We start from the raw sequence: 26,525 nt of genomic DNA, 5'->3' as shown, positions 1-26,525 counted from the left end.
GCCGGCTGAGAGGATGGCCTGATGAGTGATCAACCCTTCCCACCTGAGGATCCCAAGGCCTTCCTGGCGCTCTGCGCTGGTGAGTGGATGAGCCTGCGCAGCAGTTTCGAGCTCAGTGAAGGGGATGACGACTGGCATGCCAGCGAAAAGGGGGAGCTCAAAGTGAGCTGCGACCAGAAGGGTGAGCAAAGCGTCGGGCGACTGCAGGTGATGCCTCCCTCGGGACACGCCAGCACGCTTGAATTTTCGACGGATGGCCGACTCGCGATTCATGGCGGTGCTGAGGAGCTCACTGGCCTTTGGCGCTTCTGGCCCGATGGCAGCATGGAGTTGACCCTGCCCCAGGCTGATGGGGCGATGGTGCAGGAACGCATCTGGTTCACCCGCGCGAACCTTCGCTTGCGCAGCACCACGGCCGTGGATGCGGAGGGCCATCCTCTGCAGGGCAGTTTCTGCACGGACATCCGGCGCGTCTCGAAACTGGCCAGCTGATGGCGATGGCGCCATACCGATTTGATGTGGTGAGCCTGGCGCCGCATTGTTTCGACAGCTTGCTGCAGCTCGGGGTGCTCGGGCGAGCCTTCAGCGCAGGCATCGCGGAACTGCACCGACACAACCCTCGCGATTTCGCCGTCGATCGCTACCGCAAGGTTGACGATGAGCCCTATGGCGGAGGTGCCGGCATGGTGCTGAAACCCGATCCAGTGTTTGCCGCGGTGGAATCCATTCCCCGTCGTGAACAGCCTCGGGTGCTGCTGATGTCACCCCAGGGACAACCTCTCCAACAGCGCGACTGTAAGCGCTGGGCCAGGGACCACGACCAGCTGCTGCTGCTCTGTGGTCATTACGAAGGCTTTGATGAGCGGATTCGTTCCCTGGCCGATGAAGAGGTGTCGATCGGTGATTTTGTGCTCACGGGCGGCGAACTGCCGGCAATGACGATCATCAATGGTGTGCTGCGCCTGTTGCCGGGCACCGTTGGCACGGCGGATTCACTCGTGGAGGAAAGCCACAGCGCCCTGCTGCTGGAGCACCCCCACTACACACGGCCTGCGGAGTTCCGAGGCATGGCCGTGCCGGAGGTGCTGCGCAGTGGCGACCATGGTTTGATTGCAACCTGGAGGCAGCAGCAGCGTGAGCTGCGCACCCAGAAGCGCAGGCCGGATCTCTACGCTCGCTGGCAAGGCGAGACAATGGGGCCCGACGCAAGCGAGGCCATGCAGCTGCGCATCGGCAATGGCTACGACATCCATCGTTTGGTTCCGGGCCGGCCGCTGATCCTCGGAGGCGTCAGCCTCGAGCATCCCAAGGGGCTTGGGTTGGATGGTCACAGCGATGCAGACGTGCTGGTGCATGCCGTGATGGATGCTCTGCTCGGTGCCCTGTCCCTCGGAGATATCGGCAAGTACTTTCCCCCCACCGATCCGACATGGAAGGGGGCCGACAGCCTGCAGCTGCTGGAGCAGGTGGTGGCGCTGGTGGGTGAGCGCGGTTGGCGTGTCGCCAATGTGGATGCCGTGGTGGTTGCCGAGCGGCCCAAGCTCAAGCCGCATGTTGAGACGATGCGAGGGAACATCGCCCAGCGGATCGGCATCGCCGCCGATGCTGTTGGTGTGAAGGCCACCACCAATGAGAAACTCGGCGCTGAGGGCCGCGAGGAGGGCATCAGCTGCCATGCGGTGGCGCTGCTTGAGAAGGCATGAAGCGCATCACCGCTGCTTGCCTAGCGATGCTGGTGGCCCTGATCCTCTGGGCGTCTCCGGTGCTGGCTTCCGAGTTCGTTGTTGAAATGCTGCGGCTGGATGTTCCGGCGGCACAACGTGAGATCTGGCTGGAGGCGGAGGCGAGCACCTGGCAACCCTGGCTGGAGCGCCAGGACGGGTTTCTGGGTCGCGATCTTTACTGGGATCCCAGCCTGGAGCAGGGCCTGCTGTTGATCCGCTGGGCCAGTCGCGCTCAGTGGAAGGCGATTGAAGCTGATGCGGTGGATCAGGTGCAGCAGCGCTTTGATGCAGCGGTGAACAGAACCCTCGGGCGTGAGGTTGAGGCGGGCTCAGCCTTCCCTCTCCTGGAAGCGGCGGAACTGCTGCCCCAGCGGTTGATTGGCCGGAGCGGATGAGCGACGCGCGACTTGATTTTCAGCGACGGCAGCGGCTCGGCATGGTCGAAGCGATCTGGGGTCAGCACAAGACCGCCGATCAGATCATCGCGATCCTGAGGCGGTTTCAGGATGCCGAGGAGCTGGCCTTGGTCACCCGCGTGCAGCCCTCCAAGGCGGCGGAGGTGATGAACGGGGTTGATGGGGTTGTGCATCATCCCGAGTCGGCTTGCCTGACGCTCGGCCCTCTGCCAGCCACGCTGCCGATCGGGGCTGGTGTGGCGATCCTGAGCGGTGGCAGCAGTGATCGAGCCGTGGTGGCTGAGGCCGCCCTGGCGCTGCGTTGCCATGGCATCCCCGTTGATGAGGTGATGGATGTGGGCGTGGCGGGTCTGCACCGACTGATGGATGCCTTGCCCCGGCTGCGCTCAGCTCGAGTGCTGATTGCCTGTGCCGGGATGGAGGGAGCCCTGCCCACCGTGCTCGCAGGTCTGGTCCCACAACCGGTGATCGCTGTGCCGGTGTCGGTGGGCTACGGGGTGAGTGAGGGCGGACGGGCTGCTCTCGATGGCATGTTGGCCAGCTGCGCGCCCGGGCTGATGGTGGTCAACATCGACAACGGCTATGGCGCCGCCATGGCTGCTTTGCGCATCCTCCGGGGCGATCTCGAGCAGCTGCTCGATCCATAGCGTCAACGAGCGCGGTAACCGTCTTTCCCCATAGCGGTGCATCGCCTCAGCAATCACGAGGTTGTTCACCCAGGTGATGCTGTGAGAAGCCATTGAAGAGCCGCAACCTCTGCAGCGTGCGCTGACATGAACCTCCGGGCAAGGCGGCCGGTTGCCGATCAGGCTGCCTCGTCCTCCAGGCGGCTCAAGCGGCCCAACTCACGGCTGTTGGCGTCAGCATCAATTCGCTGCAGGCGACTGACGAGATCGTGCAAGTCAGTCGAGGACAGCTCACCATCTTGCTGCCATTCCATCGATCGTGGGTCTGGGACCAAGACGCTAAGAACGAATTATCAGTGAGAGGAAACTAGGAAAATGTCCTGAGAAAAAACACTTACGTAGCGAGTCTTGACCCGAAGATTTTCTGAAGATCCTTAGAGGTGCTGAAGATTGGGATAGGCGGTGATCAGCTCCTCGGCGCTCAACACATCACCTCGGCCCTCCGGTTGCCAGATCACTTCCAGGGCCAGAAGTTCGGAGGAGGAGGTCGAACCGAGGATTCTCAGTGTCTGGCGCAGGTCCTCTCCCGTGTCCGCTCCCTGCAGTTTGGCTTTGGCCGTTGAAGCCACCAGCAACGTCACGATGATGAACTCGTTGGTGGCATCGGCATCGCCCACCGAGGCTTTCAGAGTCGATTCCGTGAGTTTCTGGCCGCCAACGTTGGAGGTCACTTCCGCCTGGAGTTTGCTGCGCTCACTCATCGACAGGCGGTTGAAGGTGGATTCAGCCGCACTGAATGGAACGGTTCCGTCCTCCGAATTCGCATAAACCCAGAGCTCGGGCTGCCTTAACAGCGCGAGGGTCGTTTCCTGCAACAGGCGCTGCAAGCCGCTCGATGAGGAGGTATCAGACGAAGCTGCCAGGGCTCGCAGGTCTTCCTGCACCTGCTTGGCGCTCGCCAGCAAGCCGACCTGCACCTGGATCATGTTCACCTTGCTGGGCATCGCCGGCACCGGTTCGCTGTAACCGTTCAGCGCTGCTCCGCCCCCTCCGGCCCCGCGGATGGCGTTCACCAGAACACCGGCGATCGCCATCAGGATCAACAGTCCGAAGAGACCACCACCTCCGAATCCAAAGATCGGAATCAGGAACGGGAAGCCAAATCCACCGCCACCTCGATAGCCACCGCGATACCCGCCGCCGTAGTTGCTGCGGTATCCACCGCCTGATCGCGGCATCGAGGGTGCACGGAAACTGCCGCCACCAATGCGTCCACCGCGCGCCGCGGAAGCAGGTTCGGCAGGGATCAGGCATAACCCTGCAATCACAAGAGGCAACAGCACGGTTGCCAGCAATCGGCGATGCCAGGACTGACGACGATTCGCGGACATTCGTCTCGATCTCACTCCTTAACTGTAGGAACCTCCTCCAACGATGGTGACGATCTCCAGAGTGTCGCCTTCCCGTACCCGTTCCGTTGGCCAGCGACCCTTGGGAACAATCACGCCATTCAGCTCGACAACCACCAGCGCCGGGTTCTGTCCCAGGGCTGGAATCACCGTGCTGAGACAGGCCGGATCCGGTGTTGGCTCCAGAACCCGCTGCTCACCGTTCACGCTGAGGGTCAAGGTCATGGATTCGCTCATGGTTCATGGGGACTGGACAGGCTCTTCAGCAGCTGCAAACTCGCCGCTGAAGGATCGGATGCCGACATGATTGCGCCGATCACCGCGATGCGACGACAGCCGACATCCATCAGTTCGCTCAAATTCGAGCTGTTGATGCCTCCGATGGCAAACAGCGGCAGCGTGGTGTTGGCCATGGCTTGCTGAATCAACGCTGTTCCAGTTGCCGCACGGTCTGGTTTGACCGCTGTTGAAAACACGGGGCCGCATCCGATGTAGTCGACGGGGGCCTGCATGGCACCCTGCACCTCATCCAAGCTGTGGGTGCTCAGTCCCAGCAGCCGATCCGCGCCGATCAACGCCCTGGCGGCAGCGGCTGGCATGTCGTCCTGGCCGAGATGGATGCCGTCCGCATCGGCGGCCATCGCCAGATCCACACGGTCGTTCACGATGAACAGCGCTCCGTGGCTTCGGCAGAGGTCTCGAACAGCGATGGCCTCGTTCAGCCGCTCCCGGTCCTCTCCCTGCTTGCAGCGGTACTGGACCATCGAGACGCCGCTGCGGAGTGCTGCGCTCACCTTCTCTGTCAGGTTCTCTGTAGGGGTCGTGATCAGGCAGAGGGTGCAGTCCTGCAGTCGATTGCGACGTTGCAGGCCGGCGCTGGCATTCAGGCAGGTCACCTCAAGGTCGTAGAGCCCATAACGGATCACAGCGGCTTCGGACGCGAGTGCGGGATCAGAAGCACGGGCGTATTCCTCGAGAACGCGGAGGGCCTCCTGAACCCTGCCGCAATTGGCAGCCACCACGGCGCTCGGGCTGCGGCGATCCAGTTGGGCAGGGTGGCTGAGGCCTGCTCCCCGATCAGTGGCAGTGGAACGGGCTTGCTTGTAGCTGTCGGCGTGCAGCGCACCGAGTCGCTGTCGCCAATCCTTGAGCGTCTTCACAAGGTCTGTCCGTTCCAGCCCAAATCGGCACCAGTCCTCAACGACGCGCAACCCCTCCCTGGCGCGATCGAGATTGGCGTCGATCAACCTGGCCACACGAGGATCCGCTGGGGTGTCGCAGCCCATCAATTCCGTGTCATCTTGTGGAGGATCGCACTTCTACCTGGGGCATGGAGAACAGCGGATCCGACAGCACGATGCATGTTCTGGTCTGGGGCATTGTGCTGCTGGGCGGCATCGGTGTCTTCATCGTGTGGGGTCTCGCCAATGCCTATCCCACACCGGTCTGAGCAGACGCCTGCAGACACTGGCGTGCCTGGTCAGCGTCCCGTCCGATCTGTTGGCTGAGGGAATCCAGGCCGTCGAATTTTTTCTGGCCCCGCAGGCGCAGGACGGGTTCCACGGTGAGCAGGCGATTTTCAAGCTCCAGGCTGCGATCCAGCAGATGCACCTCCACGGCTGAGGGTGAGGTGGGATCCACAGTGGGCTGCGGTCCCAGGTTCATCACTGCCGGCAGTCGACCCTCAGTGCGGTCCAGTTCAACCCAGGCGGCGTAGACCCCCAGGGCAGGAAGAAACTTGCGGCCGTCCACTTGCAAATTGGCCGTTGGCCAGCCCAGTTCCCGGCCCAAACCGCGACCACGCACCACGCGCCCCTGAAAGCGAAACGGGCGACCGAGCAAGGCTTTAGCGGTATCCAGATCGCCAGTCTCGAGGGCTGATCGGATGCGGCTGCTGCTCATGCGTCCGGCTTCATCTTCGATGATCTCCACCACATCAACAGCGATGCCTCGTGCTGCGCCAAGCGTCTGGAGTTTGTCGGCATCCCCCTCGCGGTTGTGCCCGAAACGGAAGTTGGCGCCAACGGCAATCCTCTGAGCAGCCAGCGCCTCGCAGAGGATCTGGTCGATGAAGGCTTCGGCGCTGAGTTTTGCCAGCTCTTTGTTGAAAGGCACCAGCACCAGTTGCTCAATGCCCAACGGCTCCAGCAACTCAACTTTTTCACTGGGAAGATCGAGACGCAGGCGCGCTTCACCGAAGAGCACTTCCCGGGGATGGGGCCAGAAGCTGACCACGGTCGGCACGCCGCAGTCGCCATCGATGGCGCGTTCGATCACTTGCCTGTGTCCGGCATGGAGACCGTCGAAGCTGCCGAGCGCCAGGGCCGTTGGCCGTTTTGCGTCCTGGGGGGAACAGAGGGGGATCAACGCGAGATGCGTATGGATGCCTTTAGTGCCAAGTTTGAACGATGAATGGGGCCAGGCATGGCGGATCGACTTGATTTCCAGCAGTTGTCCGCCGGACTGAGGCGGATGGGCTGGATCCGCTTCTGGATTCAGCTGGTCCTCGGGACCGTGGTTCTCGGAGTCCTTGTCTTCGCTGCCATCGGAGGCAGCATGGTGCGCAATGCCGCCCGTGCCGTCGGGCTGGGCACGGGGATCTCGCTGACCACGCTGGCATTTGTTGTTCTGCTGTTCAGCCTCTGGCAGGGCTGGCTCGTGGTCCGCACCGGGCGCGCCATCGACAGCCCAGCCCGCCCCACGCGCGGGGAAACGGCACGTCGAATCAAACGCAGTCTTCTCGCTGACCTGCTCGGTCTGATCCTGGCGCTGCTCGGTTACCAGGCTCTGGCGGGACCTCTGTTTATTCAGGCCGCCTCTCAGACCCCGGGTGTTCAGGTGGACAACCTGCCGATCACCGCGACGGAAATCGTGGTCGTGCTTGGAAACGCTCAGGCGCTCTTCGCCCACCTGATCGGACTCTGTTGTTCACTCTGGTTGCTGCAGCGGGTTTACCGCACCAGCTGACCGGAGAGTTTCAACTCGGGAAGGGCTGCCAGGGGGCCGCGCCAGAACAGATCAGGCTGGATCGGCGTGACCGAAGGGGCGTTGGCATCGATCTGGGCCACGTCGCTGGGCCAGTCGCGAGGGCCTTCGCCAGCGGACTCGAGGTCGTTCACCACTTCGCCGGCGAGCCAGTAATAGTGGCGTCCGCGCGGATCAACCCGGCGACTGAACTGTTCGTTGTATCGCCGGATCGATAGGCGCGTCCAGCGCAGAGGCCCCATGGCCTCACGGGCGCAGGGGGGGACGTTGAGATTCAGCAGCAGATTGCTTGGCCATGCATCCTCCAGGGCCTGCTCGGCGATCTCCACCGCCAGGTCCGCTGCCGCCTGAAACTGGCGCCACTGGAAACAGGCGCTGCTGACGGCCATGGAGGGGATGGCTTCCAGCGTCCCTTCCATGGCAGCGGCCACCGTGCCGGAGCAGAACACGTCGGTGCCGAGGTTGGGTCCGTGATTAATGCCGGACAGCACCAGATCGGGTTTTTCCTCGACCAATTCGAACAGCGCCAATTTCATGCAGTCCGCGGGCGTTCCGCTGCAGGCCCAGGCGGTGACTCCTGGGACGTAAAGCTCATTCGCCCGTTCCGCACGGATGGGGGTCTGCAGGGTCAGGCCATGGCCGGTTGCCGAACGCTCCTGATCCGGGCACACCACGGTGACCTTGTGCCCGCGGGCTGCCGCCGCTGTAGCAAGGGTGCGGATGCCCTCTGCGAACACCCCGTCGTCATTGCTGATCAGGATCCGCATGGGACGCCTTGTGGTGGGGGGAACTTAAGCCGGCCGGCTGCTTACAGTCAGCTGCCACCAGCCCAAACCCTGTGAGCGCCCCGGTCACGTTGCAGCAGATCACCGATCAGCTGGAGGCTTTGGAGCAGGAAGCAGCAGCTGATATCGCCGGAGCCAGCGATGCTCAGCAGCTTGAGCAGTTGCGGGTTGGACTGCTTGGCAAGAAGGGACGAATCTCCGCGGTGCTCGGAGCCATGGGCAAGTTGCCCGGCGATGAACGGCCAGTGGTGGGCCAGCGGGCCAATGTGCTGAAGACCCAGGTGCAAAGCCTGTTGGCGGATCGACTGCAGGTCGTGAAGCAGGTGGCGATGGAGGAACGCATCGCCAGGGAACGTTTGGACGTCACCGCTCCGGCGTCCGGTACCCCGATGGGGCATCGCCATCCCCTGATCACCACCACCGAAGAAATCGTTGATCTCTTTCTGGGACTCGGATACACCGTGACCGAAGGCCCTGAGGTGGAGCAGGACCACTACAACTTCACGGCGCTGAACATCCCTGAGGACCATCCCGCCCGGGACATGCAGGACACCTACTACCTGCAGAACGACCTCCTACTGCGCACGCATACGTCGCCTGTTCAGATTCGCCACCTCGAGCAGAACCCGCCTCCGGCGCGGATCGTCGCTCCAGGACGGGTGTATCGGCGTGATGCGGCGGATGCGACCCACTCCGCTGTGTTCCACCAGGTTGAGGTTCTTGCCATCGATGAAGGTCTCGATTTCAGCCATCTGCGCGGCACGGTGATGGCCTTCCTGAAAGCATTTTTCGGAGACGTGCCCATCCGCTTCCGCGCAAGCTACTTCCCGTTTACCGAACCATCAGCCGAGGTGGATGTGCAGTGGCGGGGCCGCTGGCTGGAGGTGATGGGTTGCGGCATGGTGGATCCCGCCGTTCTGCAGGGGCTGGGGCTGGATCCGGAGCGCTGGAGCGGCTTCGCCGCAGGGCTCGGCGTTGAACGCTTCTGCATGGTGCGCCATGGCATCGACGACATCCGCCGGCTGTACACCAGCGATCTGCGCTTCCTCGAGCAGTTCTGAGCGCCACGGTGATGACCACTTCATCCGACAAGCTGCTGCTTCAGAACATCAGCGAAGGGCTGTTCATCGCCGCTTCCCTGTTTGGCCTCTGGTTAATCCAATCGTTACTGCGCTCATCCCGGAAACCCTGATTCCCATAGGCTTAGAAAACCTTTCCCCGGCTGCGATCAGTGCCTCGCATCGGACTGATCGTCAACGACAGCAAGCCGCTCGCTTTGCAGACAGCGGACACGATCCAGCAGCGGCTTGAGCAGGCGGGTCACAGCGTCACCCGGGCCAGCAGCTCCGGTGGACTGGTGGGCTTTGCCAATCCCGATCAGCATCTGAGGCTGCTGGGTTACAACGCCTGCGTGCCGGAAGGGTTTGATCAGGCCATGGCGCTTGCGATCGTTCTCGGCGGTGATGGAACCGTGCTGTCCGCTGCCCGGCAGACAGCTCCCGTCGGCATTCCCATCCTCACCATCAACACGGGTCATCTTGGCTTTCTGGCAGAGGCCTACCTGGCGGACCTGGATCGGGCTCTTGAGGTGATTCTCACGCAGCAGTGGACGATCGAGGAACGCAGCAATCTTGTGGTGAGCGTGATGCGCGGCGATCAGCGGCGCTGGGAGGCCCTTTCCCTGAACGAAATGGCGCTGCATCGCGAGCCGCTCACCAGCATGTGCCATTTCGAGATCGCCATTGGGCGCCATGCACCGGTGGATATCGCTGCCGATGGCGTGATTCTCTCCACGCCAACAGGTTCTACGGCTTATGCGCTGAGTGCTGGCGGACCGGTGATCACCCCGGATTGCCCAGTGCTGCAGCTGGCGCCGATAGCGCCCCACTCGCTGGCGTCGAGGGCACTGGTGTTCAGCGATCGTGAACCAGTCACCATCTTCCCCGCCACACCTGAGCGATTGATGATGGTGGTGGATGGCAGTGCGGGTTGCTACGTCTGGCCGGAAGACCGGGTGTTAATCCGTCGCAGTGACCACCCTGTCCGATTCGTTCGTCTTGTGGATCACGAGTTTTTCCAGGTGCTCCGCAACAAACTGGGATGGGGGCTCCCCCACATCGCCAAGCCGGATCGGCCATGAATGCTGCGCCCTTGTTGCTGCTGGTCGGAACGGATGCCCTGGCGTTGGCGTCTCGCCTGACGGCTTCGGGGTACGCCACCGTCGATTGGCTGAGTGCTGGTGTGGCGTCGAGTTCTGTTCAGGTTGGAGACGAGCCTGCTGCAGCGATTCTTTCGGCGGATCAGTCGACTCTGATCGCTGATCTGCGCCAGAGGTTCGGTCCGATGCCGATCCTTCTGGACCTTCAGCAGGACAGTGTGGAAGCGCGCTCTGCGTGCCTGCGCTCGGGTGCGGATGATTTCTGGCTGTCAACGATCGGTCCCAGCGACCTGCTGATGCGGTTGCGGTTGCATCGCACGATTCAGGACCGCATCGGTCATCGCCCGGCGCTGCTGACCGTGGAGGATCTCAGCCTTGATCCGATCAATCGGCAGGTGCGTCGAGGCGCCAGGCCAATCGCTTTAACCGCCCGTGAATATGCCCTTCTCGTTGTGCTGATGCGTCAGAGCGGTCGAGTTTTCAGCCGAGATGAGTTGTTGCAGCAGGTCTGGCAGGACGAGCGGGTTGGCAGCAGCAACCTGGTGGAGGTCTACGTGCGTTATCTGCGCCAAAAGCTGGAGGAGGGCGGCGAGCCCAGACTGCTCAATACCGTCCGTGGGCTGGGTTATTGCCTCGGTGCGCCATCTCAGGCCTGAGCATGGAGGCGGCACCGACTCCACCACCTCAGCACCTACCGGTGATGGCGGAATGGTGCCTGGCGGCGGACCGTTGCATTGCCTTGGAGGTTGCCAGAACAACTGAGCAACAACGTCTTGGCCTCATGCAGCGGCAGGCACTGCCGCCGTTGCGCGGGATGTGGTTTCCCTTCAACCGGGCCAGACGAGCTCGCTTCTGGATGCACAACACCCTGGCTCCGTTGGACATGGTGTTTGTCCGCGATGGACGAGTGATTCACATCGAGTCGAATGTGCCCGTCTGCCCTGGCCTTCCCTGCCCGAGCTATGGACCATCGGAATGGGCGGATGGCGTTGTCGAGCTCGGTGCCGGTGAAGCCAGGAGGCTTGGACTGCACATCGGGCAGTTCTCGAGGGTGAGACCGTTTGAAGCCGATGTTGACGGCAATTGATCCTTGTCGTCTCACATGGAGAGTCCTTTCAGGATGAACGCTGGATTCATCGGGTTCAGCCTGGTTCCATCGCCAAGTGGCACCCCTCGCCATGCCTGAAGTTGCGTGATCGACACGGCGAATCCGGCAGCGTCCATCTGAGAGCGGCATCCAGCAACCGCTTCGAGTGTGGCCAGGGGGATCACCACAACGCCCTGCGGATTCAATCGATTCAGCACGAGTGTCAGTAGCTCGGCACGCTCGCGCCCGCCGCCGCCTAAGAGCACGCGGTCTGGCCGGTCCAGTTCCTGGGGAAGGTCGGCATCTCCCAGCGTCCGTGCATCCACTTGCAAAACCAAGGCGGGTTGCACTCCAAGCCTCTGGGCATTGGCTTGGATCAATGCAGCACCACCACCGCGACGCTCAACCGACAGCAACTGCAAGTGGGGTCGCAGGCGCAACGCTTCCAGTCCCACGCTTCCCGTTCCAGCTCCGATATCCCAGAGAACGCCCTGTTCCGGCAGCTGCAGATCAGCCAGCAACTGAATGCGCACCTCCCGTTTGGTCATCAATCCGGGATGGTCGTCGTGCTGCAGAAAAAAGCCGTCTTCCAGGCCGAACATCGGCAAGCCCTGCGGCGATGGCTGGGGAACCGGCTCGGCGATCAGGACCGTCAGCAACAGTCTTGAGAGCTCCTCAGGCAAGGGCTCTGCCACATCGAAACGCCTCACCAGCTCCTGTTGGTGGCCGAGATTTTCACAGACCCAGAGCTGGTAGCTGCTGGCGAGGCCGCTGGCCAGCAAGGTGCGCCGAACGGTTTCGGCTCCCCCCTGATCGGGATCGGTCAGAACGGCGAGGGCTTTTGGCCGCTTCTGCAGTGCCTGTGCCAATGGTTCAGGGGAACGGCCATGCAGGCTCACCCAGGAAGCGTCCTGCCATGGACGCCCAAGGCGAGCAAAGGCGAGTTGAAGAGACGTTGGTGAGGGGTGGAACCGCAGCTTTTCGCTGCCCAGCCGACCTTGCAGGATCCGTCCGATGCCGAACCAGAGTGGATCACCGCTGGCCAGAACAACGGCTGAGGATTCCCGTTTCAGCACATCGCAAAGGGCTCGGGGGTCATCCGTCGCGATCAGGGTTTCCTGAGGTCTGTCCAGCCATTGCGCCAGCGACTGGTGCTGTCTGATCGGTGCAGCAACTGTCTTCGCCTGCCTGATCAACTCTTGGAGTCCCACAGGCAGCGATTCCGGAGCGCCGGCGTCTGTTCCGATCACGTCGATCATGCAGGCATTCTGAAAGCACGGCCGGATGATTCCGAGATGTCTGCGCAGAACAACGCATCGCAGAACCGTCGACAGCGTCTGCATGACCTGTTGCTGGCCCTGATTGCCCAGCAAGGAGAGCTGGCGCTGATGGACGAGGACGTTCCGGAGCCAGGCGTGTCAGCGGAACCGGCCCGATGGCTGGATCGCAACCGCCGCACGTTGCAGCGCTACCAAGCGCTGGTGCGTACGGCCGTCACGCTGGATGCCCTGTTGGATGCAGAACATCCGGTCGATGACAGCTCCCCGTCCTCAGCGCTTGGAGGCTGAGGTCTTCAAAGGTCCCAGCCTCCGCCGTTGTTTTGCGCAATCGGGGCGTTCTCCTGCGATTTGATTGAACCAAAAGCTGGCTGAACGGTTCAGGTCTGGCAGTGTGGGGCGACTCTTTGCTGATCCATGGCGCCTCTGGGTCTGTCCGCTCTGCGCAATCGGCTGCGCCGTCGTCCTCGTCCCCAGCCCTGGACAGCACCGGAAGCCAGCTGGACCCGCCCCTTTGGTCTGGGCTGGCAGAAGCCCTATTCGGTCCGCTACGCCAGCAACCTGGATGATGGCCCCTGGCATGGCATGCCCCTCGGGGGATTCGGTGCTGGCTGCATCGGTCGCAGCCCCAGAGGTGATTTCAATCTCTGGCATCTCGACGGTGGTGAGCACTGGTATGGAACCATCCCCGACAGTCAGTTCGCTGTTTGGGAACGCAATGGCGACACCTGCCGTGCCCATGCGTTGGCGACGGCTCCCGATGGCGATGCATCCCTACCTGATCAGGACAACCCGCTGAGTGCCTGGTCCTGGTACCCGGCCAGCACAGAGGAGGTTGAAACCGGTCAATATGCCGCCCGCTATCCGCTCAGCTGGAGCCATTACAGCGGTGTGTTTGCCGCAGAGATCACCTGCGAGGCCTTCAGCCCGATTCTCCCCGGTGACTATCAGCGAACTAGTTATCCGTTGGCGGTGTTTCGCTGGCAGTTGCGCAATCCCACCAGCGAACCCCTGGAGCTTTCGCTGCTGTTGAGCTGGAGAAACATGGTGGGTTGGTTTACCAACACCGATGCTTCGGCCGAGGTGCATTTTCGCGACGACGGCAGCCCGGAACACAACTACGCCCCGGCGATCGCAAGCGGTGAAGGTCAGCGCAATCGAGCTGTTGACCAGCCTGGACTGACGGGACTGCTCCTGGAAGGTCGTGAATCCAGCCCAATCGCCGAGGGTGAAGGCCAGTGGTGCCTGGCATTGCCGGACGACCTTGAAGCTGTGCAGGTGATGCGTTGCAGCCGCTGGGATCCCAGCGGTGATGGTGCTGAACTGTGGGAGACCTTCGCTGCGGAAGGGCGAATTCCTGAAAGCGATAACGACCGTGCCAGTCGGCCTGGAGAGCAGGCCAGCGCGGCCATCGCTGTGAAGATGACCCTTGCCCCTGGAGAGTGTCGTGAAATCCCGGTGGTAATCAGCTGGGATCTTCCGGTGACCAGCTTTGCTTCAGGGATTCAGGACCTGCGGCGCTACACGGACTTCTTTGCTGCTGATGGGCGACAGGCCGTCAATCTCGCCGCAGAAGCTCTTCGGGACTGGAGGGACTGGCGCCAGCAGATCGACCAATGGCAAGCGCCTGTTTTGGAGCGCCGGCAGCTGCCCGAAAATCTGCGGATGGCTCTCTTCAATGAGCTGTATGACCTTGCCAGTGGAGGCAGCCTCTGGACGGCTGCTCGCCCCGGTGACCCTGTCGGCCGTTTCGGAGTGCTCGAGTGCGTCGATTACGCCTGGTACGAAAGCCTTGACGTGAGGCTCTACGGATCATTCGCGCTGTTGCAGCTTTGGCCCGAGCTCGACAAAGCTGTGCTTCGCAGCTTCGCCCGTGCGATTCCAGCGAGCGATGCCACGCAGCGGCCGATCGGTTGGTATTTCACTCAGGGAAGAGGTCGGGTTGAAGCCGACCGCAAGGTGGAGGGAGCAACACCCCATGACCTTGGCGCTCCCAATGAGGAGCCGTTCGATGCAACGAACTACACCGCTTATCAGGACTGCAACCTCTGGAAAGATCTCGCGAGTGATTACGTGCTCCAGGTATGGCGTACGTTTCTGCTGGCTCCCACCGGTGAAGATCTGAATTTTCTGGCGGAGTGTTGGCCGGCTGCGGTTCAGGCCCTTCGCTATCTCAAACGGTTCGACATCAACAACGACGGCTTGCCGGATAACGGCGGAGCCCCTGATCAGACCTTTGATGACTGGCCGCTCAAGGGCGTGAGCGCTTATTGCGGTGCACTCTGGATCGCAGCGCTTGAAGCAGCCCTTGCCATGGCTCAGCGGTTGCAGTTGGAGCTGGGACTGGAAACCAGCCAGGACCAACACGACTTCAGCCAGTGGCTGGAGCAATCGCGATCCAATTTCGACAAGTTGCTCTGGAATGGCGAGTTTTACCGGATTGATGCCGAGAGCGGCACTCCAGTTGTCATGGCTGACCAGCTGTGCGGCGACTTCTACGCCCGTCTGCTGAAGCTTCCTGCGGTCGTTAGTGAGGCCAACAGCCGCAGCACACTCAGGGCTGTGAAAGAAGCCTGTTTTGAGCGGTTTGATGGTGGACGTCTCGGGGTTGCCAATGGTTTGCGTCGCGATGGCACACCACTGGATCCAGACGGAACACATCCGCTGGAAGTGTGGACCGGCATCAATTTCGGCTTGGCCTCCTATTACAGATTGATGGGCGAAAAGGACACCGCAGAAGCAATCTGTTCTTCAGTGGTGAATCAGGTGTACAGCGGTGGCTTGCAGTTCCGTACCCCGGAGGCGATCACGGCGGTGAAGACCTTCCGGGCCTGTCATTACCTGCGGGCGATGGCGATCTGGGGGCTCTGGGCTACGGACACTGATTGGGCCAGGATTCCTGGTGCCGCACAGCCGGCTTTTCCATCGAGATGACCTAAGCGGCCGCTCGCAGCAAGGTCTTTTTTGGGGCCTCTCCGAAGAGCTGTCGGTAGTCGCGGGCAAAGTGATTACGGCTGCGGAAACCGTAGTGGACTGCAACGTCTTGAATGCTGGTGTAGCCCATTGATTCCATCCGAACACGACTTTGAAGAACGTACTGAACCTGCTGTAATCGGACCCATTTCAAAAGATTCATCGGTCCAACGCCAAACACTTCGCGGCAGCTCACTGTGATGGTGGTGCTGGACGTGAAGATGCTTCGGCAAACCTGATTGAGTGTTAGCGAAGACGTGCTGTTTTCAAATGCGAAACGAACGAGTTCGCGGATCAGTGCGTGTCGATGGGGTGAGGGTGCCAGCCCAAGATGGGCATCATGTTGATCGCTGAAACTCTCCAGTAACTGGGCTTCGAGCAGATCAAGAGTGAGTTGGTTTCCTGTTTGATTGGGTTTGGGTTGTGTGATCTGCAACAGCGCACGGATCCGTTGAAAGTCTGCAGCTGGGAGCACCGCTGTATTGCTGGTTTCAAAGGCCTCCATGAAGGAACCGGAGGGATCAAGTTCCACAAGGGACTTGATGCGTTCGATGGGAATCAGGCCGATCGATAAGTGGGAACCGGGAGTTGTTTGGAAAAATGCCTCCGTTAGACCTGTGCAGAACCCATGCAGCGAATTAGGGGGGATTGGATCTCCCCAAACACGGTGCATCTCCGTTTGTGCTGTGTTCTCTAGGCAGAAGGCCACAAACCTTGGATTGCGCTGGCCTTGAACCAACAGAGATTGATTGCACTTGATGGACACGAGCGTGAGGCAAGAAGCCCGCTCCACGAGCACCGACCCCTCCAGCTCGCCAGGGGTCATCTGGACACAATTCAGATCAAATCCGAGGGATCTCCAGAAACCCGTGAGCTCGAGAGCACTTTTGAAGCGCCTGCCCGTGATCAGCTCTGGTTGTGATTCAGCGAGATGAAGCGGCCGCACGAAGATCTCAAGCCCGCCTCAAGATATTCGCCTTCCTTCTATAAACAGGCGTTTGTTGCATACGCTGGTTCCCTGATGGACAGGTCCATGATTCGTCTGGTCTGCAGTTGCTTCGTTGCCGGTCTGATGTTGCTGCTGACGCCGGCCATGGCGTGGGGCCAGATCCATCAACACGAAAACGAAACCGGCACGCGCATGGTGCGCAGTTTGGAGAGCTTGCGAGATCTGGATTACGACAGCTGGCAAGCGGTCGCCTATCGCGAAGGCCCCCCTGGCCAACCGGTGGTGCTGCGCATCGTCGGCTACCCAGGCAAGGTGAGGCTCGATCACCCAACAGGCCTTGCTGTCTTGGCAGGACGTCGTGAATGGCAACTAGCCGATATCACCCTCGATAATCCTGCGCTGGCAAGCGACGGTCGTGAAGCTGCCGCTGAATTTGCCCTGGATCCCTTGCTCAACGATCTCAGCAACAACAGGCCTCTGCGTCTCGTCCTGCCGGGAGTGTTTACTGAACTGCCTGTCCCGCCCTTCGTTGTTGGCGAATGGCGGTCCCTGCAGGAGTTGCCGTTGAGTTGATGTGGGAGCCCTGGATGCGGCGGGCCCTGCAGCTGGCGGCCCTCGCTGATGGCCACACCAGCCCCAACCCACTTGTGGGTGCGGTGGTGCTGGACGCCCGTGGAGAGCTTGTCGGCGAGGGATTTCATGCTCGCGCTGGAGAGCCCCATGCCGAGGTCGGCGCTCTTGCCCAGGCTGGACTTCTGGCCCGGGGCGGCACCCTGGTGGTCACCCTGGAACCGTGTTGTCATCACGGCCGCACTCCGCCTTGCACCGAGGCGGTGATCCAGGCAGGGGTGCAACGGGTTGTGGTGGCTCTGGATGATCCGGATCCACGGGTTTCCGGAGCCGGTATCGATCGTTTGAGATCGGCTGGTGTCGAAGTGATTTCAGGTGTCTTGCGGGAGATGGCCGCTGAGCAGAACCGGGCCTTTCTGCAGCGGGTGAAAACAGGTCGTCCGTGGGGAGTTCTGAAATGGGCGATGAGTCTGGATGGGCGAACGGCGTTACCCAGTGGTGCCAGTCAGTGGATTTCGGCCCCCTCAGCCCGCAGCTGGGTGCACCAGCTGCGCAGCCGTTGTGATGCCGTGATCGTGGGTGGTGGCACTGTTCGCTCCGACGACCCTCTGCTGACAAGCCGCGGGAGGACAACACCCGAACCTCTGCGCGTGGTGCTCAGCCGCAGCCTGGACCTGCCTGCGAAGGCCCAGCTCTGGGATTCAAGCGTGGCGCCAACCGTGGTGGCTTTCGGACCGGAAGCGGCTGATCGAGAGGTCCCCCCAGGAGCGGAATCTCTCCGGCTTGAGGTTTGTGATCCGCTGCACTTGATGGATGCATTGGCGCGTCGAGGCTGCAACCGGGTGCTGTGGGAATGCGGGCCGGAGCTGGCTGCGGCGGCCCTACGCCAGGGGTGTGTTCAGGAGTTGGCCGCCGTGGTGGCACCCAAGCTGCTGGGCGGTGTGGCTGCCCGAACGCCTCTGGCAGATCTTGGCTTTGAGCGGATGGACCAGGTGAAATTCCTGGAGATATCGCGCAGCGAATCGCTCGGAACGGATTGGCTGATTCAAGGGCGACTTCTGGACTGACCCGCTCCGTTCGTGCTGACGAAACGGCCGATCAAGATCCCCATCACGACAGCCAGGTACAAGGGGCCAACGATGCTCGTCGCCACGCTGATCATCCGGGCAAGCGGAAGCACCGGCGCGATGTCGCCAAAGCCAACCGTTGTCAAACAAACGAAGGCGAAATAGGTGATTTGGGTGAACACATCTCCAACGTTGATCACGTTGATGGATCCCTTAACCAGGTATTCAGCTGATAATTCCAAGGGGGCAAAACTGCCTGGCTGGATTGTTTCCACAGCACTCATGATCAGCGCGGCGGTCAAACCGAGATGCAGGTAACCAGCAACAGCTCCCATCAACATCGATTCGTTGATGACGGGTTCGCGCGAGATCTGCATGATCAGCCGGCGAATGCTCCAGGTCAGCAGAATCCCCCAGCTGAGGGCGAGTGGAACGCCGCTATAAATGAGCTCTAAAGGCGTCAGAAGCCACAGCCACATGGCCACCACAGCCACAGCTCCGAGCAATCGATAGACGAAGTTGGCCCAGGCATGCGTATCAACATCACGCACCATCACCTGCGTCAGCAGCAAGGCGATGAGTGAATACAGCAAAAATTTGTAGCGAATGAGGGCCGGAAAGGCGAGTCCACCCACCAGCAAGAGGGTCAGCAACAGCAGCAGCTTCAACTGGCCGCTGCTTTGAGGCCGGGGAGGTCTTGACTCGATCACCCGCTGCAGCCTGAACGCGACGTCTTCAGGGTCTGGAATCCACCAGTCCTGTCAAGCGTTGGAGCGTTCGATCCCCTCAAGGCAAAGCTGGTGGCCGGATCTGTGCTTGGACTGCTGAGCGATCGGCGAACTTGTCCATCCCTGGCTGTCGCCTGGTTCCAGCAACGGCTTAAGTGCTTGTCGGTGCATGGCGTCGCCGGGCTCCAGCCAGGCCTCTTCGAGCCCATTGGGAATGATCACGGGCATCCGGTTGTGCAGCGGTTGCACGAGGGAATTGGCCTCTGTCGTGATCACACAGCAACTCTCAACTTCACTGCCATCGGATCCGATCCAGCGATCCCAGATGCCAGCCAGCCAGAAGAGTTGTCCATCCAGTCGCTGAATCTGGTGGCCTTTTTCGAGATAGCTGGAGCAGGGCAGCAGACAGCGGTGATGGCGCCACGGACCGCGAAAACTGGCTTTCTCAGCCACGGTTTCAGCACGGGCATTGAAGGGTCTCGGGCCCTGCGTTGGGTCTTTGACCCAGCCGGGCAGCAGACCCCAGAGCACGTGTGCGATTCGAGCCCGTCCGTGCTCCTGACGCAGCATCAGCACTGGTTCCTGGGGGCGGATCAGCGATCGGGCTGCGTAATGGCCGAGCCAGCCATCATCCTCATGATCCAGCCATGGCGAGAGGTGGCTGATCAGTTCAGCCGCAGGCGTATCCAGGCAAAAGCGTCCGCACATTGGCAAACGCTAGGTGGCGTTCGGTTCTCCCACCCGTTGCCAACTGATGATCCCTCGTACCGTGATCGGATTCCTGTCAGCAGCTATGCCGATCCGTCAGGACGACAATCGCCCGAACCGTCGATTCAGCATCATCAACCTCGTGTTGATCGGGTTCGGAGTGCTGCTTCTGGCCAGCAGCTTCATTCCCAACCCTGCGGCGCAGGTGCCCCGGGTGCCCTATTCGCTCTTCATCGATCAGGTGAATGATGGAGCGGTCAAGCGCGCTTACATCACTCAGGAACAAATCCGCTACGAATTAGCAGAACCTGAAGAGGGCGCTCCGCCAGTTCTGGCGACGACACCGATCTTTGATATGGATCTGCCCCAGCGTCTGGAGACGAAAGGGGTTGAATTTGCGGCGGCCCCGCCGAAGAAACCCAATATCTTCACCACCATTCTCAGCTGGGTTGTTCCGCCGCTGATTTTCATTCTGGTTCTGCAGTTCTTCGCTCGCCGGTCGATGGGAGGTGGCGCTCAAGGTGCGCTGAGTTTCACCAAGAGCAAAGCCAAGGTCTACGTCCCTGACGAGGAATCGAGGGTGACCTTCGCGGATGTGGCCGGTGTCGATGAAGCCAAGCAAGAGCTCACCGAGATTGTGGACTTCCTCAAGACTCCAGAACGTTACGCCGAAATTGGCGCACGCATCCCCAAAGGCGTGCTTCTTGTTGGCCCGCCAGGCACAGGTAAAACCTTGTTGTCTAAGGCAGTGGCTGGGGAAGCCGAGGTGCCCTTCTTCATCATTTCCGGCTCGGAGTTCGTGGAACTCTTCGTGGGAGCCGGCGCTGCTCGTGTTCGCGACTTGTTTGAAGAGGCCAAGAAAAAAGCACCTTGCATCATTTTTATCGACGAACTCGATGCCATCGGCAAAAGCCGTTCCGGCTCGATGGGCGTAGTCGGGGGCAATGACGAGCGGGAGCAGACCCTCAACCAACTGCTCACCGAGATGGATGGCTTCACCGCCCAGGACAAGCCGGTGATCGTGCTGGCTGCCACCAACCAGCCTGAGGTGCTCGATGCAGCCCTGCTGCGCCCCGGTCGTTTTGACCGTCAGGTGCTGGTGGACCGTCCAGATCTCTCTGGCCGTAAGACCATCCTTGAGATTTATGCCAAGAAGGTGAAGCTCGCCGACGCTGTCGACCTCGACAGCGTTGCCCAGGCCACCAGCGGTTTTGCGGGTGCTGATCTCGCCAACCTGGTGAATGAAGCCGCCCTGCTCGCTGCCAGAGCCCATCGAACCCGTGTGGAGCAGCAGGACCTCAGTGAGGCGATCGAACGGGTGGTAGCTGGTTTGGAGAAAAAGAGTCGCGTCCTGCAGGACGACGAGAAAAAAGTTGTTGCGTATCACGAGGTGGGCCACGCGATCGTGGGTCACCTGATGCCTGGTGGCAGCAAGGTGGCCAAGATTTCGATCGTGCCGCGCGGCATGAGCGCCCTTGGCTACACCCTGCAGCTACCCACCGAAGAGCGTTTCCTCAACTCCAAAGAAGAGCTTCAGGGGCAGATTGCCACCCTGCTTGGCGGTCGATCCGCAGAAGAGATTGTGTTCGGCAAGATCACGACTGGTGCCGCCAATGATCTGCAGCGGGCCACCGATCTCGCAGAGCAGATGGTGGGCACCTATGGCATGAGCGACACGCTTGGTCCTCTGGCCTACGACAAGCAGGGCGGCAATCGCTTCCTTGCCCAGGGCAACAACCCCCGTCGCTCCGTCAGTGATGCGACGGCCCAGGCGATCGATAAGGAGGTGCGCGGTTTGGTTGATCGTGCGCATGATGATGCTCTGTCGATCCTGCGCCAGAACCTTGGTTTGCTCGAGACCATCGCTCAGAAGATTCTCGAGAAAGAGGTGATCGAGGGGGACGACCTCAAGCAGATGCTTGAGGCCAGTGTGCTGCCGAACACCGTGGAGGCTTGACGCCAAGGCCTTCTATCCCCGATAAAACCCCTTTGAAGCGCTGGCATGGTCACAGGCGTTGCTGCTGTACTCACCGCACTGAGCGGTCGTGATTACCTCTCTTCCGCGGACTGCTCTGCGGGAGAGACCCAAGGTCTGATTGATCTGGCTCACCAGCTGAAGTCCGGTGATCGCCGCATTGATCTAGGGAATCGTGTTCTTGGGCTGATCTTTAGCAAGGCCTCCACGAGAACCAGGGTGAGTTTTCAGGTGGCGATGGCTCGTCTCGGAGGCCAGACGGTTGATTTGCATCCCAGCGTTACGCAACTGGGACGGGGAGAGCCCTTGCAGGACACGGCCCGCGTGCTGAGTCGATATTGCGATGTCCTGGCGGTACGTACCTTCGCTCAACAGGAAATCGTTGACTACGCCTACTGGGCGACGGTTCCGGTTCTCAATGCGCTGACCGACCTTGAACACCCGTGTCAGGCGCTGGCCGATTTCCTCACCATGCAGGAGAGTCACGGTGATTTGGCCGGTCAGACCCTCGCCTACATCGGGGATGGCAACAACGTTGCCCATTCCCTGATGCTCTGCGGTGCCGTTCTGGGTGTGAATGTGCGGATTGCTTGCCCTGAGGGATTTGAGCCTCTGCCAGGCGTGCTGGAGCAGGCTCGCTCGCTGGCTCAGCAGGGGGCTCAGATCGAGGTGATGGCGGATTCAGCGCAGGCGGTGCGTGGAGCTCAGGCGGTTTACACCGATGTCTGGGCATCGATGGGGCAAGAGCAGGAGCAGGCAGAACGGGAACAGGCTTTCGCTGGCTTCTGCGTCGACCAGGCCCTGATGGATCAGGCCGCCAAAGGCGCCATCGTTCTGCACTGTTTGCCGGCACACCGTGGCGAGGAGATCAGCGCCGAGGTGATGGAGAGCGCGGCCAGCCGAATCTTTGATCAGGCTGAGAACAGGTTGCATGTCCAACAGGCTTTGCTGGCCTCGGTGATGGGTGGCTTGTGAGCTGTTGCGAAGCAGCTTCAGGCTGAAAGGCTGTTTTCCAGTTGTGGCCGCTTTGAATCCACAAGATGCATCGACGAGATGAAGGTCTGGGCGCAGTCGCCGTTTCGGCAGAGCCGGACCATATATCCCAATCCGTCTTCAGTGGGAATCACGTCGAAGGTGGCGTTGTGATCCGCTGTTGTGTTCATGGGTCGGGATCTGATTTCACCTGTTAAAGGTCACCGAACAGCGCCAATCAAGGGAGTGTTTGTTCTCAAGGTTGCGGCAGGGAATGATGAACGGTACAAATGTATTGACGATCGTTTGTTCTTCTGGTGACAGGCTCTGGGCCCGATTCTCTGACCCCTGCGCAGCAGGAGCTCTACGACTGGCTGGCTGATTACATCGGTACCCATCACCACAGCCCCTCGATTCGCCAGATGATGCAGGCCATGGGCCTTCGCTCACCGGCGCCGATTCAGAGCCGATTGCGTCATCTGCAGCAGAAGGGATGGATCACCTGGCAGGAGGGACAGGCGAGAACCCTGCAATTGCTCGGAGGGATTGTCAGAGGAGGGATACCAGTGTTGGGCGCGGTTGCTGCCGGAGGCCTCGTGGAAACCTTCGATGATGTGGAGGAGCGTCTTGATCTCGGGTCTGTGCTGGAGACGCGCGGTCTCTTTGCGCTCACCGTGAATGGCGATTCAATGGTGGATGCCCACATCGCCGATGGCGATGTGGTGCTGATGGAGCCTGTGCTTGACCCATCCAGACTGCGGCAAGGCACGGTGGTGAGTGCTTTGGTCCCTGGCAGCGGAACAACGCTGAAGCACTTTCATCGCGATGGGGCTGTGGTGCGTCTTGAAGCCGCCAATCCCGCCTACGAACCGTTGGAGATCCCTGCTGATCAAGTGCAGGTGCAGGGCCGTCTTGTGGCGGTGTGGCGTCAGGTGTGACGGGAGCTGCGGTGTAAGCTCAACCACGACGACGGCACGAGCCTGATGGCATCACCGGCGTTCATGGGGCCATAGCTCAGCTGGTAGAGCACCTGCATGGCATGCAGGGGGTCAGGAGTTCGAGTCTCCTTGGCTCCACTAGGTTTTCACCAAGTGGAACTCCCTGATTCGTGTAAAAGGCCTCGTGATCAGGCGCCTTGCACGACCTCTCGCCTTCACTCCACCCGTCCCGTCCGGACGCCACCGTCGATCCCGTTCCGGCAGGGCGTCAGTCATGGTCCCTCCAGCCTTTACAGATCTGCCAATTCCTGAATTCACGCCATTTCAACCTGGGGGGTTGCATTGCCATGCATGAGCGATTGAAGGCAACTCTCCATTTTTGCGGTGGTGGTGGTCAGACTTAATCGATGCCTCTATACCGACCCAACCCAGACGAACTCCACGACAAAGCTGGCGGTGAGGGTTGGCTGGTGAATAGCGATCAACAAAAGGTCGTGCAGTTTCTGCCTGATGCGCCAACGACTCATGGCCAATGGGTCATCCTGCGAACCTTCCACTGGCGGCCACCTGACTACCCAATCCCGCAAACACGCAGGCGGATGCTGAGGCATAACGCCATAGAGGCGTGGGACACCATGCTGAAAACAGGCTGGCGCCGATGCTCACCTCCAGTGCGTTGATCACATCACTAGAAGTTTTTAGAGGTTTTTTCTTCAGTAATCGAGTCGTCCAATCCAGCAACAGCTCTTCCACCGCTGGTTCTCCTAGGTCTTGGACGCCGCCACATAGCCAGCTTTTGAAGGCGTCAGGGTCGATATCTTGAGTGCTGCCGCTACATCTACAAGCGTCATTTCACGACGTTGCCTGTTCTTGAATAGCTCTTACATGAGTAATTTATAAATAATTTTTTTGGCGGAGTTGATAAGAGTTCGTGAAGCAATCTGCTGATGTGCAAGGCCTAAACAGCGATGCTGGACCTCAGCGAAATTCACGACTGGCGCCAACTTTGTTGCCATTGGGCAAGGTGGTGTTGTTCAGACAAATGCCGTACGGCTGATCAGCCATCACCTTGGTGTAAAATTTTTCATCCACCATGGCTCCACGCAAGTCTGCTCCTTCCATGTTGGTTGTGAGCATGTACATGTTGCTTAGGTCAGCATGGCGAAGATCAGCATTAGCAAAATTGGAATCAATAAAATACTTGTCACCCGTTACTGCTGAGTTGAAATCAATTCCTCGAAGGTTGCAGCCGGGACAGCTGATCGGTAACTTAGGCGTTTCAGCTATCGCTGCGATAGGAGAAAGTCCCAGCATCATTGGGACCACAAATTGATGGAGTCTCTTTAAGACGATGAGCATTGCTGGGGTTAGAGGACAATGTTTGTGTCATTAAACCTTAACAGCCAATGATTAAACAATTCATTCGCTTGATTAATGGTTCTGAAGAATCCGAACAGTGTCTTAAAGCATCTGTTCTGGGAGCAATTCATGACTCTTGCAGAGATCTGCCAGCTGTGCGCTTACGTGAGCCCCTCCAGTGGTTGCTAGGAACGGTGCTGGATTTGGTTTCGTGGGGGGGGCAAGTGATGGAGGCCATTGGGTGAGTGGTTGGTATGGAAGCTCAGCCCGTCTTGGTGGTGTGCGTATCGAGCACTTTGACTATGTCCCTTGCCGTGTACCCGAGTGGCGAGTGGCTTGGAAAGAACCTGAGGATATGAAGGTAGGTCCAGAGATTCCAGAGAATGCTCAATGGAAGCTTTTCCCAGTGGATTGAGATGACATCATTAGTTCCCGCAGGCTGTTTCTTATGAAACTCTTTCCCCTCATCGGTGCACTACTTCTTTCAGCAGCACCAGTTCAGGCTTTTGAAACATTTGAGGATTTAAATAATGAAGAGTAAGCAAAGATGCTCGAAGTTTATTTCATTGGATACATCTCAGGGGCTCTTCATCGCTCATGCGGACTGAAGCAGCAAGAAAAAAATTAGCCAACAAGAATTTGAGGAAGTGTTGTCTGGAGCGAAGGAAATGTTTAGCCATAAATACGAGTATATAGCTAAATATTTGCTTGAGGCAATGTGGGCAGATGTAAAGAGACGTTGTGCGTATGAACAAATCAATATCGGTGACTTTAAATAGATAGATCTAACTGAATAATCACATGCATTCCGTCATCAGTATTAAACTCCCAGTCCTTCTAAGTGTCCTGTTTCTTTCGACAGCACCGGTTCAAGCTTATGAGAAATATGAAGAGATGAATGAAGCTCCTGCCTGTGGATTGAACTCGGGCTGATGCCCGGTAAGGCAAGCCAGCACTGAAGCAATCAAAATCAAAAGCTTGGTCATACGCGTGCGAATTCACTTGTGATGGGCATGAGGATTTGTTCGATGCAGTCAGCGTTAACCCAGCGAATGACGCCTGTATCGACGTCAGCCACTTGAGCCAAGCTTGGTGCTTTGTGGTCTCGTGCAGAGCCTTCAAGGTAAACCACTTGAATGAACCATCCATTTGGCACTTGAAATCAGGTCATCGTGAAATGCTCTGTTGATGGTCGCTTGTGTCCTTTGTCGCCCTTTGCGACTAGTGTCGTGTCGACAGTCAGCAAGCCTTTGTGATTATGTTTGTCAGATTAATGATGACTGCTTTGCTGATCACAGGTTCTGCTGTGCAGTCATCCGATTGCGTGACGATCATGAGCTCACAGGATCCAAGCCAACGTCGCGATGGAATACGGTGCAAACGTGTTGCACGCAATAGCAACAATGGCAATCTTGGTTTTTGGCGTTGCTGCCCTGAAGAAACTGAATAGCGAAGTGATGCTTGTGCATCGCATTGGTTGATTGCAAAAAGTACTTGCGTCTATTGGTTTCATAAATAATTTTTGACCGGGCGTTGTTCACTTTCAATTACACGCGTAACTTTGTTGAGGATTTAGTGTTGTCTAATCGTTAGGAGTATTTTGTAGGGACTTGGGATGTCCGTTCGTTTATCACAGATTTTACGATTCCTGGTTTAGATATTTCGAATATGATTGATGTGGTCATCTTGTTCGTTTGTGATTTTGTTTAGGCTGATCCTGCTCGGCCTGGGACTTTTTTATGGTGCGGCGTTTGGTGAAAAATTAGGTATTCACTAAAATAATGAAGACTCGGTGCCGGTGCTATGGACAAGCGATTAA

31 protein-coding genes and 1 tRNA gene are annotated in these 26,525 nt (G+C 59.4%); 18 read left to right on the top strand and 14 right to left on the bottom strand.

The features are described 5' to 3' along the window. The first annotated feature begins 21 nt into the window (after positions 1–21). The 4 genes from SYN9616_RS0107055 to larB are packed head-to-tail and all read left to right on the top strand — an operon-like array spanning position 22 to position 2,787. Entirely contained in the window at positions 22–492 is a 471-nt protein-coding gene (locus tag SYN9616_RS0107055) for a phycobiliprotein lyase (RefSeq protein WP_028952460.1), read from the top strand. Between the two features lie 5 nt (positions 493–497). Further along, a complete protein-coding gene (gene trmD, locus SYN9616_RS16830) occupies positions 498–1,703 on the top strand; it encodes a tRNA (guanosine(37)-N1)-methyltransferase TrmD (RefSeq protein ID WP_084218394.1) in 1,206 nt (401 codons plus the stop codon). Continuing rightward, on the top strand, positions 1,700–2,119 hold the full coding sequence (locus tag SYN9616_RS0107045; protein WP_037990787.1) for a TIGR03792 family protein: 420 nt from the start codon (positions 1,700–1,702) through the stop codon (positions 2,117–2,119). The genes trmD and SYN9616_RS0107045 overlap by 4 nt, the downstream gene beginning before the upstream one ends. Continuing rightward, positions 2,116–2,787, top strand: coding sequence for a nickel pincer cofactor biosynthesis protein LarB (larB, locus tag SYN9616_RS0107040; protein ID WP_028952458.1), 672 nt, complete (start codon positions 2,116–2,118; stop codon positions 2,785–2,787). Before SYN9616_RS0107045 ends, larB begins: the two co-directional genes overlap by 4 nt. Positions 2,788–2,945: 158 nt before the next feature. Here larB and SYN9616_RS18100 read toward each other — a convergent pair whose 3' ends face one another. The 5 genes from SYN9616_RS18100 to SYN9616_RS0107010 all read right to left on the bottom strand — a co-directional run bounded on the left by SYN9616_RS18100 (position 2,946) and on the right by SYN9616_RS0107010 (position 6,542). Next, on the bottom strand, positions 2,946–3,080 hold the full coding sequence (locus SYN9616_RS18100) for a hypothetical protein (RefSeq protein ID WP_255326792.1): 135 nt from the start codon (positions 3,078–3,080) through the stop codon (positions 2,946–2,948). 120 nt (positions 3,081–3,200) lie between these two features. Then, the gene (locus SYN9616_RS0107030) at positions 3,201–4,157 is read right to left on the bottom strand and encodes a DUF1517 domain-containing protein (RefSeq protein ID WP_028952457.1); all 957 of its coding nucleotides are present in this window, start codon (positions 4,155–4,157) and stop codon (positions 3,201–3,203) included. A gap of 18 nt (positions 4,158–4,175) precedes the next feature. Then, the gene (thiS, locus tag SYN9616_RS0107025; RefSeq protein WP_028952456.1) at positions 4,176–4,400 is read right to left on the bottom strand and encodes a sulfur carrier protein ThiS; all 225 of its coding nucleotides are present in this window, start codon (positions 4,398–4,400) and stop codon (positions 4,176–4,178) included. Between the two features lie 8 nt (positions 4,401–4,408). Then, positions 4,409–5,461 carry a thiamine phosphate synthase gene (locus tag SYN9616_RS0107020; protein ID WP_028952455.1) on the bottom strand — a complete coding sequence of 351 codons (1,053 nt, stop codon included), beginning with the start codon at positions 5,459–5,461 and terminating at the stop codon, positions 4,409–4,411. Between the two features lie 145 nt (positions 5,462–5,606). Then, positions 5,607–6,542 carry a bifunctional riboflavin kinase/FAD synthetase gene (locus SYN9616_RS0107010; protein ID WP_037990785.1) on the bottom strand — a complete coding sequence of 312 codons (936 nt, stop codon included), beginning with the start codon at positions 6,540–6,542 and terminating at the stop codon, positions 5,607–5,609. 57 nt (positions 6,543–6,599) lie between these two features. On the opposite strand from SYN9616_RS0107010, the gene SYN9616_RS0107005 reads away from it, so the two are divergent. Then, on the top strand, positions 6,600–7,142 hold the full coding sequence (locus SYN9616_RS0107005) for a DUF3611 family protein (protein ID WP_028953793.1): 543 nt from the start codon (positions 6,600–6,602) through the stop codon (positions 7,140–7,142). Here the strand turns inward: SYN9616_RS0107005 and surE are convergent. Beyond that, on the bottom strand, positions 7,127–7,927 hold the full coding sequence (gene surE, locus SYN9616_RS0107000) for a 5'/3'-nucleotidase SurE (RefSeq protein WP_028952452.1): 801 nt from the start codon (positions 7,925–7,927) through the stop codon (positions 7,127–7,129). The two genes, SYN9616_RS0107005 and surE, sit on opposite strands and share 16 nt — an antisense overlap. Positions 7,928–7,998: 71 nt before the next feature. Between surE and pheS the strand changes: the two genes are divergently transcribed. The 4 genes from pheS (at position 7,999) to SYN9616_RS0106975 (ending at position 11,190) form a co-directional block, all read left to right on the top strand. Continuing rightward, positions 7,999–9,006, top strand: coding sequence for a phenylalanine--tRNA ligase subunit alpha (gene pheS, locus SYN9616_RS0106995; RefSeq protein WP_028952451.1), 1,008 nt, complete (start codon positions 7,999–8,001; stop codon positions 9,004–9,006). A gap of 170 nt (positions 9,007–9,176) precedes the next feature. After that, positions 9,177–10,085 carry an NAD(+) kinase gene (locus SYN9616_RS0106985; RefSeq protein ID WP_028952450.1) on the top strand — a complete coding sequence of 303 codons (909 nt, stop codon included), beginning with the start codon at positions 9,177–9,179 and terminating at the stop codon, positions 10,083–10,085. Beyond that, positions 10,082–10,759, top strand: a complete 678-nt coding sequence (locus SYN9616_RS0106980; RefSeq protein WP_028952449.1) for a response regulator transcription factor — start codon at positions 10,082–10,084, stop codon at positions 10,757–10,759. The genes SYN9616_RS0106985 and SYN9616_RS0106980 overlap by 4 nt, the downstream gene beginning before the upstream one ends. A 2-nt stretch (positions 10,760–10,761) precedes the next feature. Continuing rightward, a complete protein-coding gene (locus SYN9616_RS0106975; RefSeq protein WP_028952448.1) occupies positions 10,762–11,190 on the top strand; it encodes a DUF192 domain-containing protein in 429 nt (142 codons plus the stop codon). An 11-nt stretch (positions 11,191–11,201) separates the two neighbouring features. Here SYN9616_RS0106975 and SYN9616_RS0106970 read toward each other — a convergent pair whose 3' ends face one another. After that, positions 11,202–12,449 carry a bifunctional cobalt-precorrin-7 (C(5))-methyltransferase/cobalt-precorrin-6B (C(15))-methyltransferase gene (locus tag SYN9616_RS0106970; protein ID WP_028952447.1) on the bottom strand — a complete coding sequence of 416 codons (1,248 nt, stop codon included), beginning with the start codon at positions 12,447–12,449 and terminating at the stop codon, positions 11,202–11,204. Positions 12,450–12,485: 36 nt separating this feature from the next. On the opposite strand from SYN9616_RS0106970, the gene SYN9616_RS0106965 reads away from it, so the two are divergent. Both SYN9616_RS0106965 and SYN9616_RS0106960 read left to right on the top strand, forming a co-directional pair. Then, positions 12,486–12,758 carry a hypothetical protein gene (locus tag SYN9616_RS0106965; RefSeq protein ID WP_028952446.1) on the top strand — a complete coding sequence of 91 codons (273 nt, stop codon included), beginning with the start codon at positions 12,486–12,488 and terminating at the stop codon, positions 12,756–12,758. 126 nt (positions 12,759–12,884) lie between these two features. After that, on the top strand, positions 12,885–15,401 hold the full coding sequence (locus SYN9616_RS0106960; RefSeq protein WP_028952445.1) for a GH116 family glycosyl hydrolase: 2,517 nt from the start codon (positions 12,885–12,887) through the stop codon (positions 15,399–15,401). 1 nt (position 15,402) lies between these two features. On the opposite strand, the gene SYN9616_RS0106955 is transcribed toward SYN9616_RS0106960, so the two are convergent. Then, positions 15,403–16,386: a helix-turn-helix transcriptional regulator gene (locus SYN9616_RS0106955; protein ID WP_028952444.1), complete on the bottom strand. Its 984-nt coding sequence runs from the start codon at positions 16,384–16,386 to the stop codon at positions 15,403–15,405. A gap of 87 nt (positions 16,387–16,473) precedes the next feature. Here SYN9616_RS0106955 and SYN9616_RS0106950 point away from each other — a divergent pair, with 87 nt between their 5' ends. Then, positions 16,474–16,962, top strand: coding sequence for a DUF3122 domain-containing protein (locus SYN9616_RS0106950; protein WP_028952443.1), 489 nt, complete (start codon positions 16,474–16,476; stop codon positions 16,960–16,962). Then, on the top strand, positions 16,962–18,026 hold the full coding sequence (gene ribD, locus SYN9616_RS0106945; RefSeq protein WP_028952442.1) for a bifunctional diaminohydroxyphosphoribosylaminopyrimidine deaminase/5-amino-6-(5-phosphoribosylamino)uracil reductase RibD: 1,065 nt from the start codon (positions 16,962–16,964) through the stop codon (positions 18,024–18,026). Before SYN9616_RS0106950 ends, ribD begins: the two co-directional genes overlap by 1 nt. Here ribD and SYN9616_RS15400 read toward each other — a convergent pair. Together SYN9616_RS15400 and SYN9616_RS15395 are read right to left on the bottom strand one after the other, a co-directional pair. Beyond that, positions 18,005–18,736 carry a potassium channel family protein gene (locus SYN9616_RS15400; RefSeq protein WP_051410974.1) on the bottom strand — a complete coding sequence of 244 codons (732 nt, stop codon included), beginning with the start codon at positions 18,734–18,736 and terminating at the stop codon, positions 18,005–18,007. The genes ribD and SYN9616_RS15400 overlap by 22 nt on opposite strands. 51 nt (positions 18,737–18,787) lie before the next feature. Beyond that, on the bottom strand, positions 18,788–19,462 hold the full coding sequence (locus tag SYN9616_RS15395) for an SOS response-associated peptidase (RefSeq protein ID WP_084218316.1): 675 nt from the start codon (positions 19,460–19,462) through the stop codon (positions 18,788–18,790). An 85-nt stretch (positions 19,463–19,547) separates the two neighbouring features. Here SYN9616_RS15395 and ftsH point away from each other — a divergent pair, with 85 nt between their 5' ends. Continuing rightward, positions 19,548–21,419 carry an ATP-dependent zinc metalloprotease FtsH gene (gene ftsH / locus SYN9616_RS0106930; protein ID WP_028952441.1) on the top strand — a complete coding sequence of 624 codons (1,872 nt, stop codon included), beginning with the start codon at positions 19,548–19,550 and terminating at the stop codon, positions 21,417–21,419. A gap of 45 nt (positions 21,420–21,464) precedes the next feature. Then, positions 21,465–22,412 carry an ornithine carbamoyltransferase gene (gene argF, locus SYN9616_RS0106925; RefSeq protein WP_028952440.1) on the top strand — a complete coding sequence of 316 codons (948 nt, stop codon included), beginning with the start codon at positions 21,465–21,467 and terminating at the stop codon, positions 22,410–22,412. Between the two features lie 17 nt (positions 22,413–22,429). On the opposite strand, the gene SYN9616_RS17240 is transcribed toward argF, so the two are convergent. Continuing rightward, positions 22,430–22,600: a hypothetical protein gene (locus SYN9616_RS17240; protein WP_156918711.1), complete on the bottom strand. Its 171-nt coding sequence runs from the start codon at positions 22,598–22,600 to the stop codon at positions 22,430–22,432. Between the two features lie 126 nt (positions 22,601–22,726). On the opposite strand from SYN9616_RS17240, the gene lexA reads away from it, so the two are divergent. After that, entirely contained in the window at positions 22,727–23,347 is a 621-nt protein-coding gene (gene lexA, locus SYN9616_RS0106910) for a transcriptional repressor LexA (protein WP_232200144.1), read from the top strand. A 65-nt stretch (positions 23,348–23,412) separates the two neighbouring features. Continuing rightward, positions 23,413–23,485 (top strand) — tRNA-Ala (locus SYN9616_RS0106905). Here SYN9616_RS0106905 and SYN9616_RS17235 read toward each other — a convergent pair. After that, positions 23,486–23,623, bottom strand: a complete 138-nt coding sequence (locus tag SYN9616_RS17235; RefSeq protein WP_156918710.1) for a hypothetical protein — start codon at positions 23,621–23,623, stop codon at positions 23,486–23,488. It lies immediately after the preceding tRNA gene. Between the two features lie 131 nt (positions 23,624–23,754). On the opposite strand from SYN9616_RS17235, the gene SYN9616_RS16460 reads away from it, so the two are divergent. Beyond that, positions 23,755–24,027, top strand: coding sequence for a DUF1651 domain-containing protein (locus SYN9616_RS16460; protein WP_071991431.1), 273 nt, complete (start codon positions 23,755–23,757; stop codon positions 24,025–24,027). A 298-nt stretch (positions 24,028–24,325) separates the two neighbouring features. Here SYN9616_RS16460 and SYN9616_RS16455 read toward each other — a convergent pair whose 3' ends face one another. Further along, the gene (locus tag SYN9616_RS16455) at positions 24,326–24,661 is read right to left on the bottom strand and encodes a pentapeptide repeat-containing protein (protein WP_198015154.1); all 336 of its coding nucleotides are present in this window, start codon (positions 24,659–24,661) and stop codon (positions 24,326–24,328) included. Positions 24,662–25,688: 1,027 nt separating this feature from the next. Further along, positions 25,689–25,862 carry a DUF3104 domain-containing protein gene (locus SYN9616_RS17230; RefSeq protein WP_071991429.1) on the bottom strand — a complete coding sequence of 58 codons (174 nt, stop codon included), beginning with the start codon at positions 25,860–25,862 and terminating at the stop codon, positions 25,689–25,691. Positions 25,863–26,525: the final 663 nt, after the last annotated feature.

Origin of the sequence: Synechococcus sp. CC9616, from assembly GCF_000515235.1 — a bacterium.
In the GTDB taxonomy this organism is placed as follows: Bacteria; Cyanobacteriota; Cyanobacteriia; order PCC-6307; family Cyanobiaceae; genus Parasynechococcus.
This window is presented reverse-complemented; position numbering and strand designations above follow the sequence as displayed.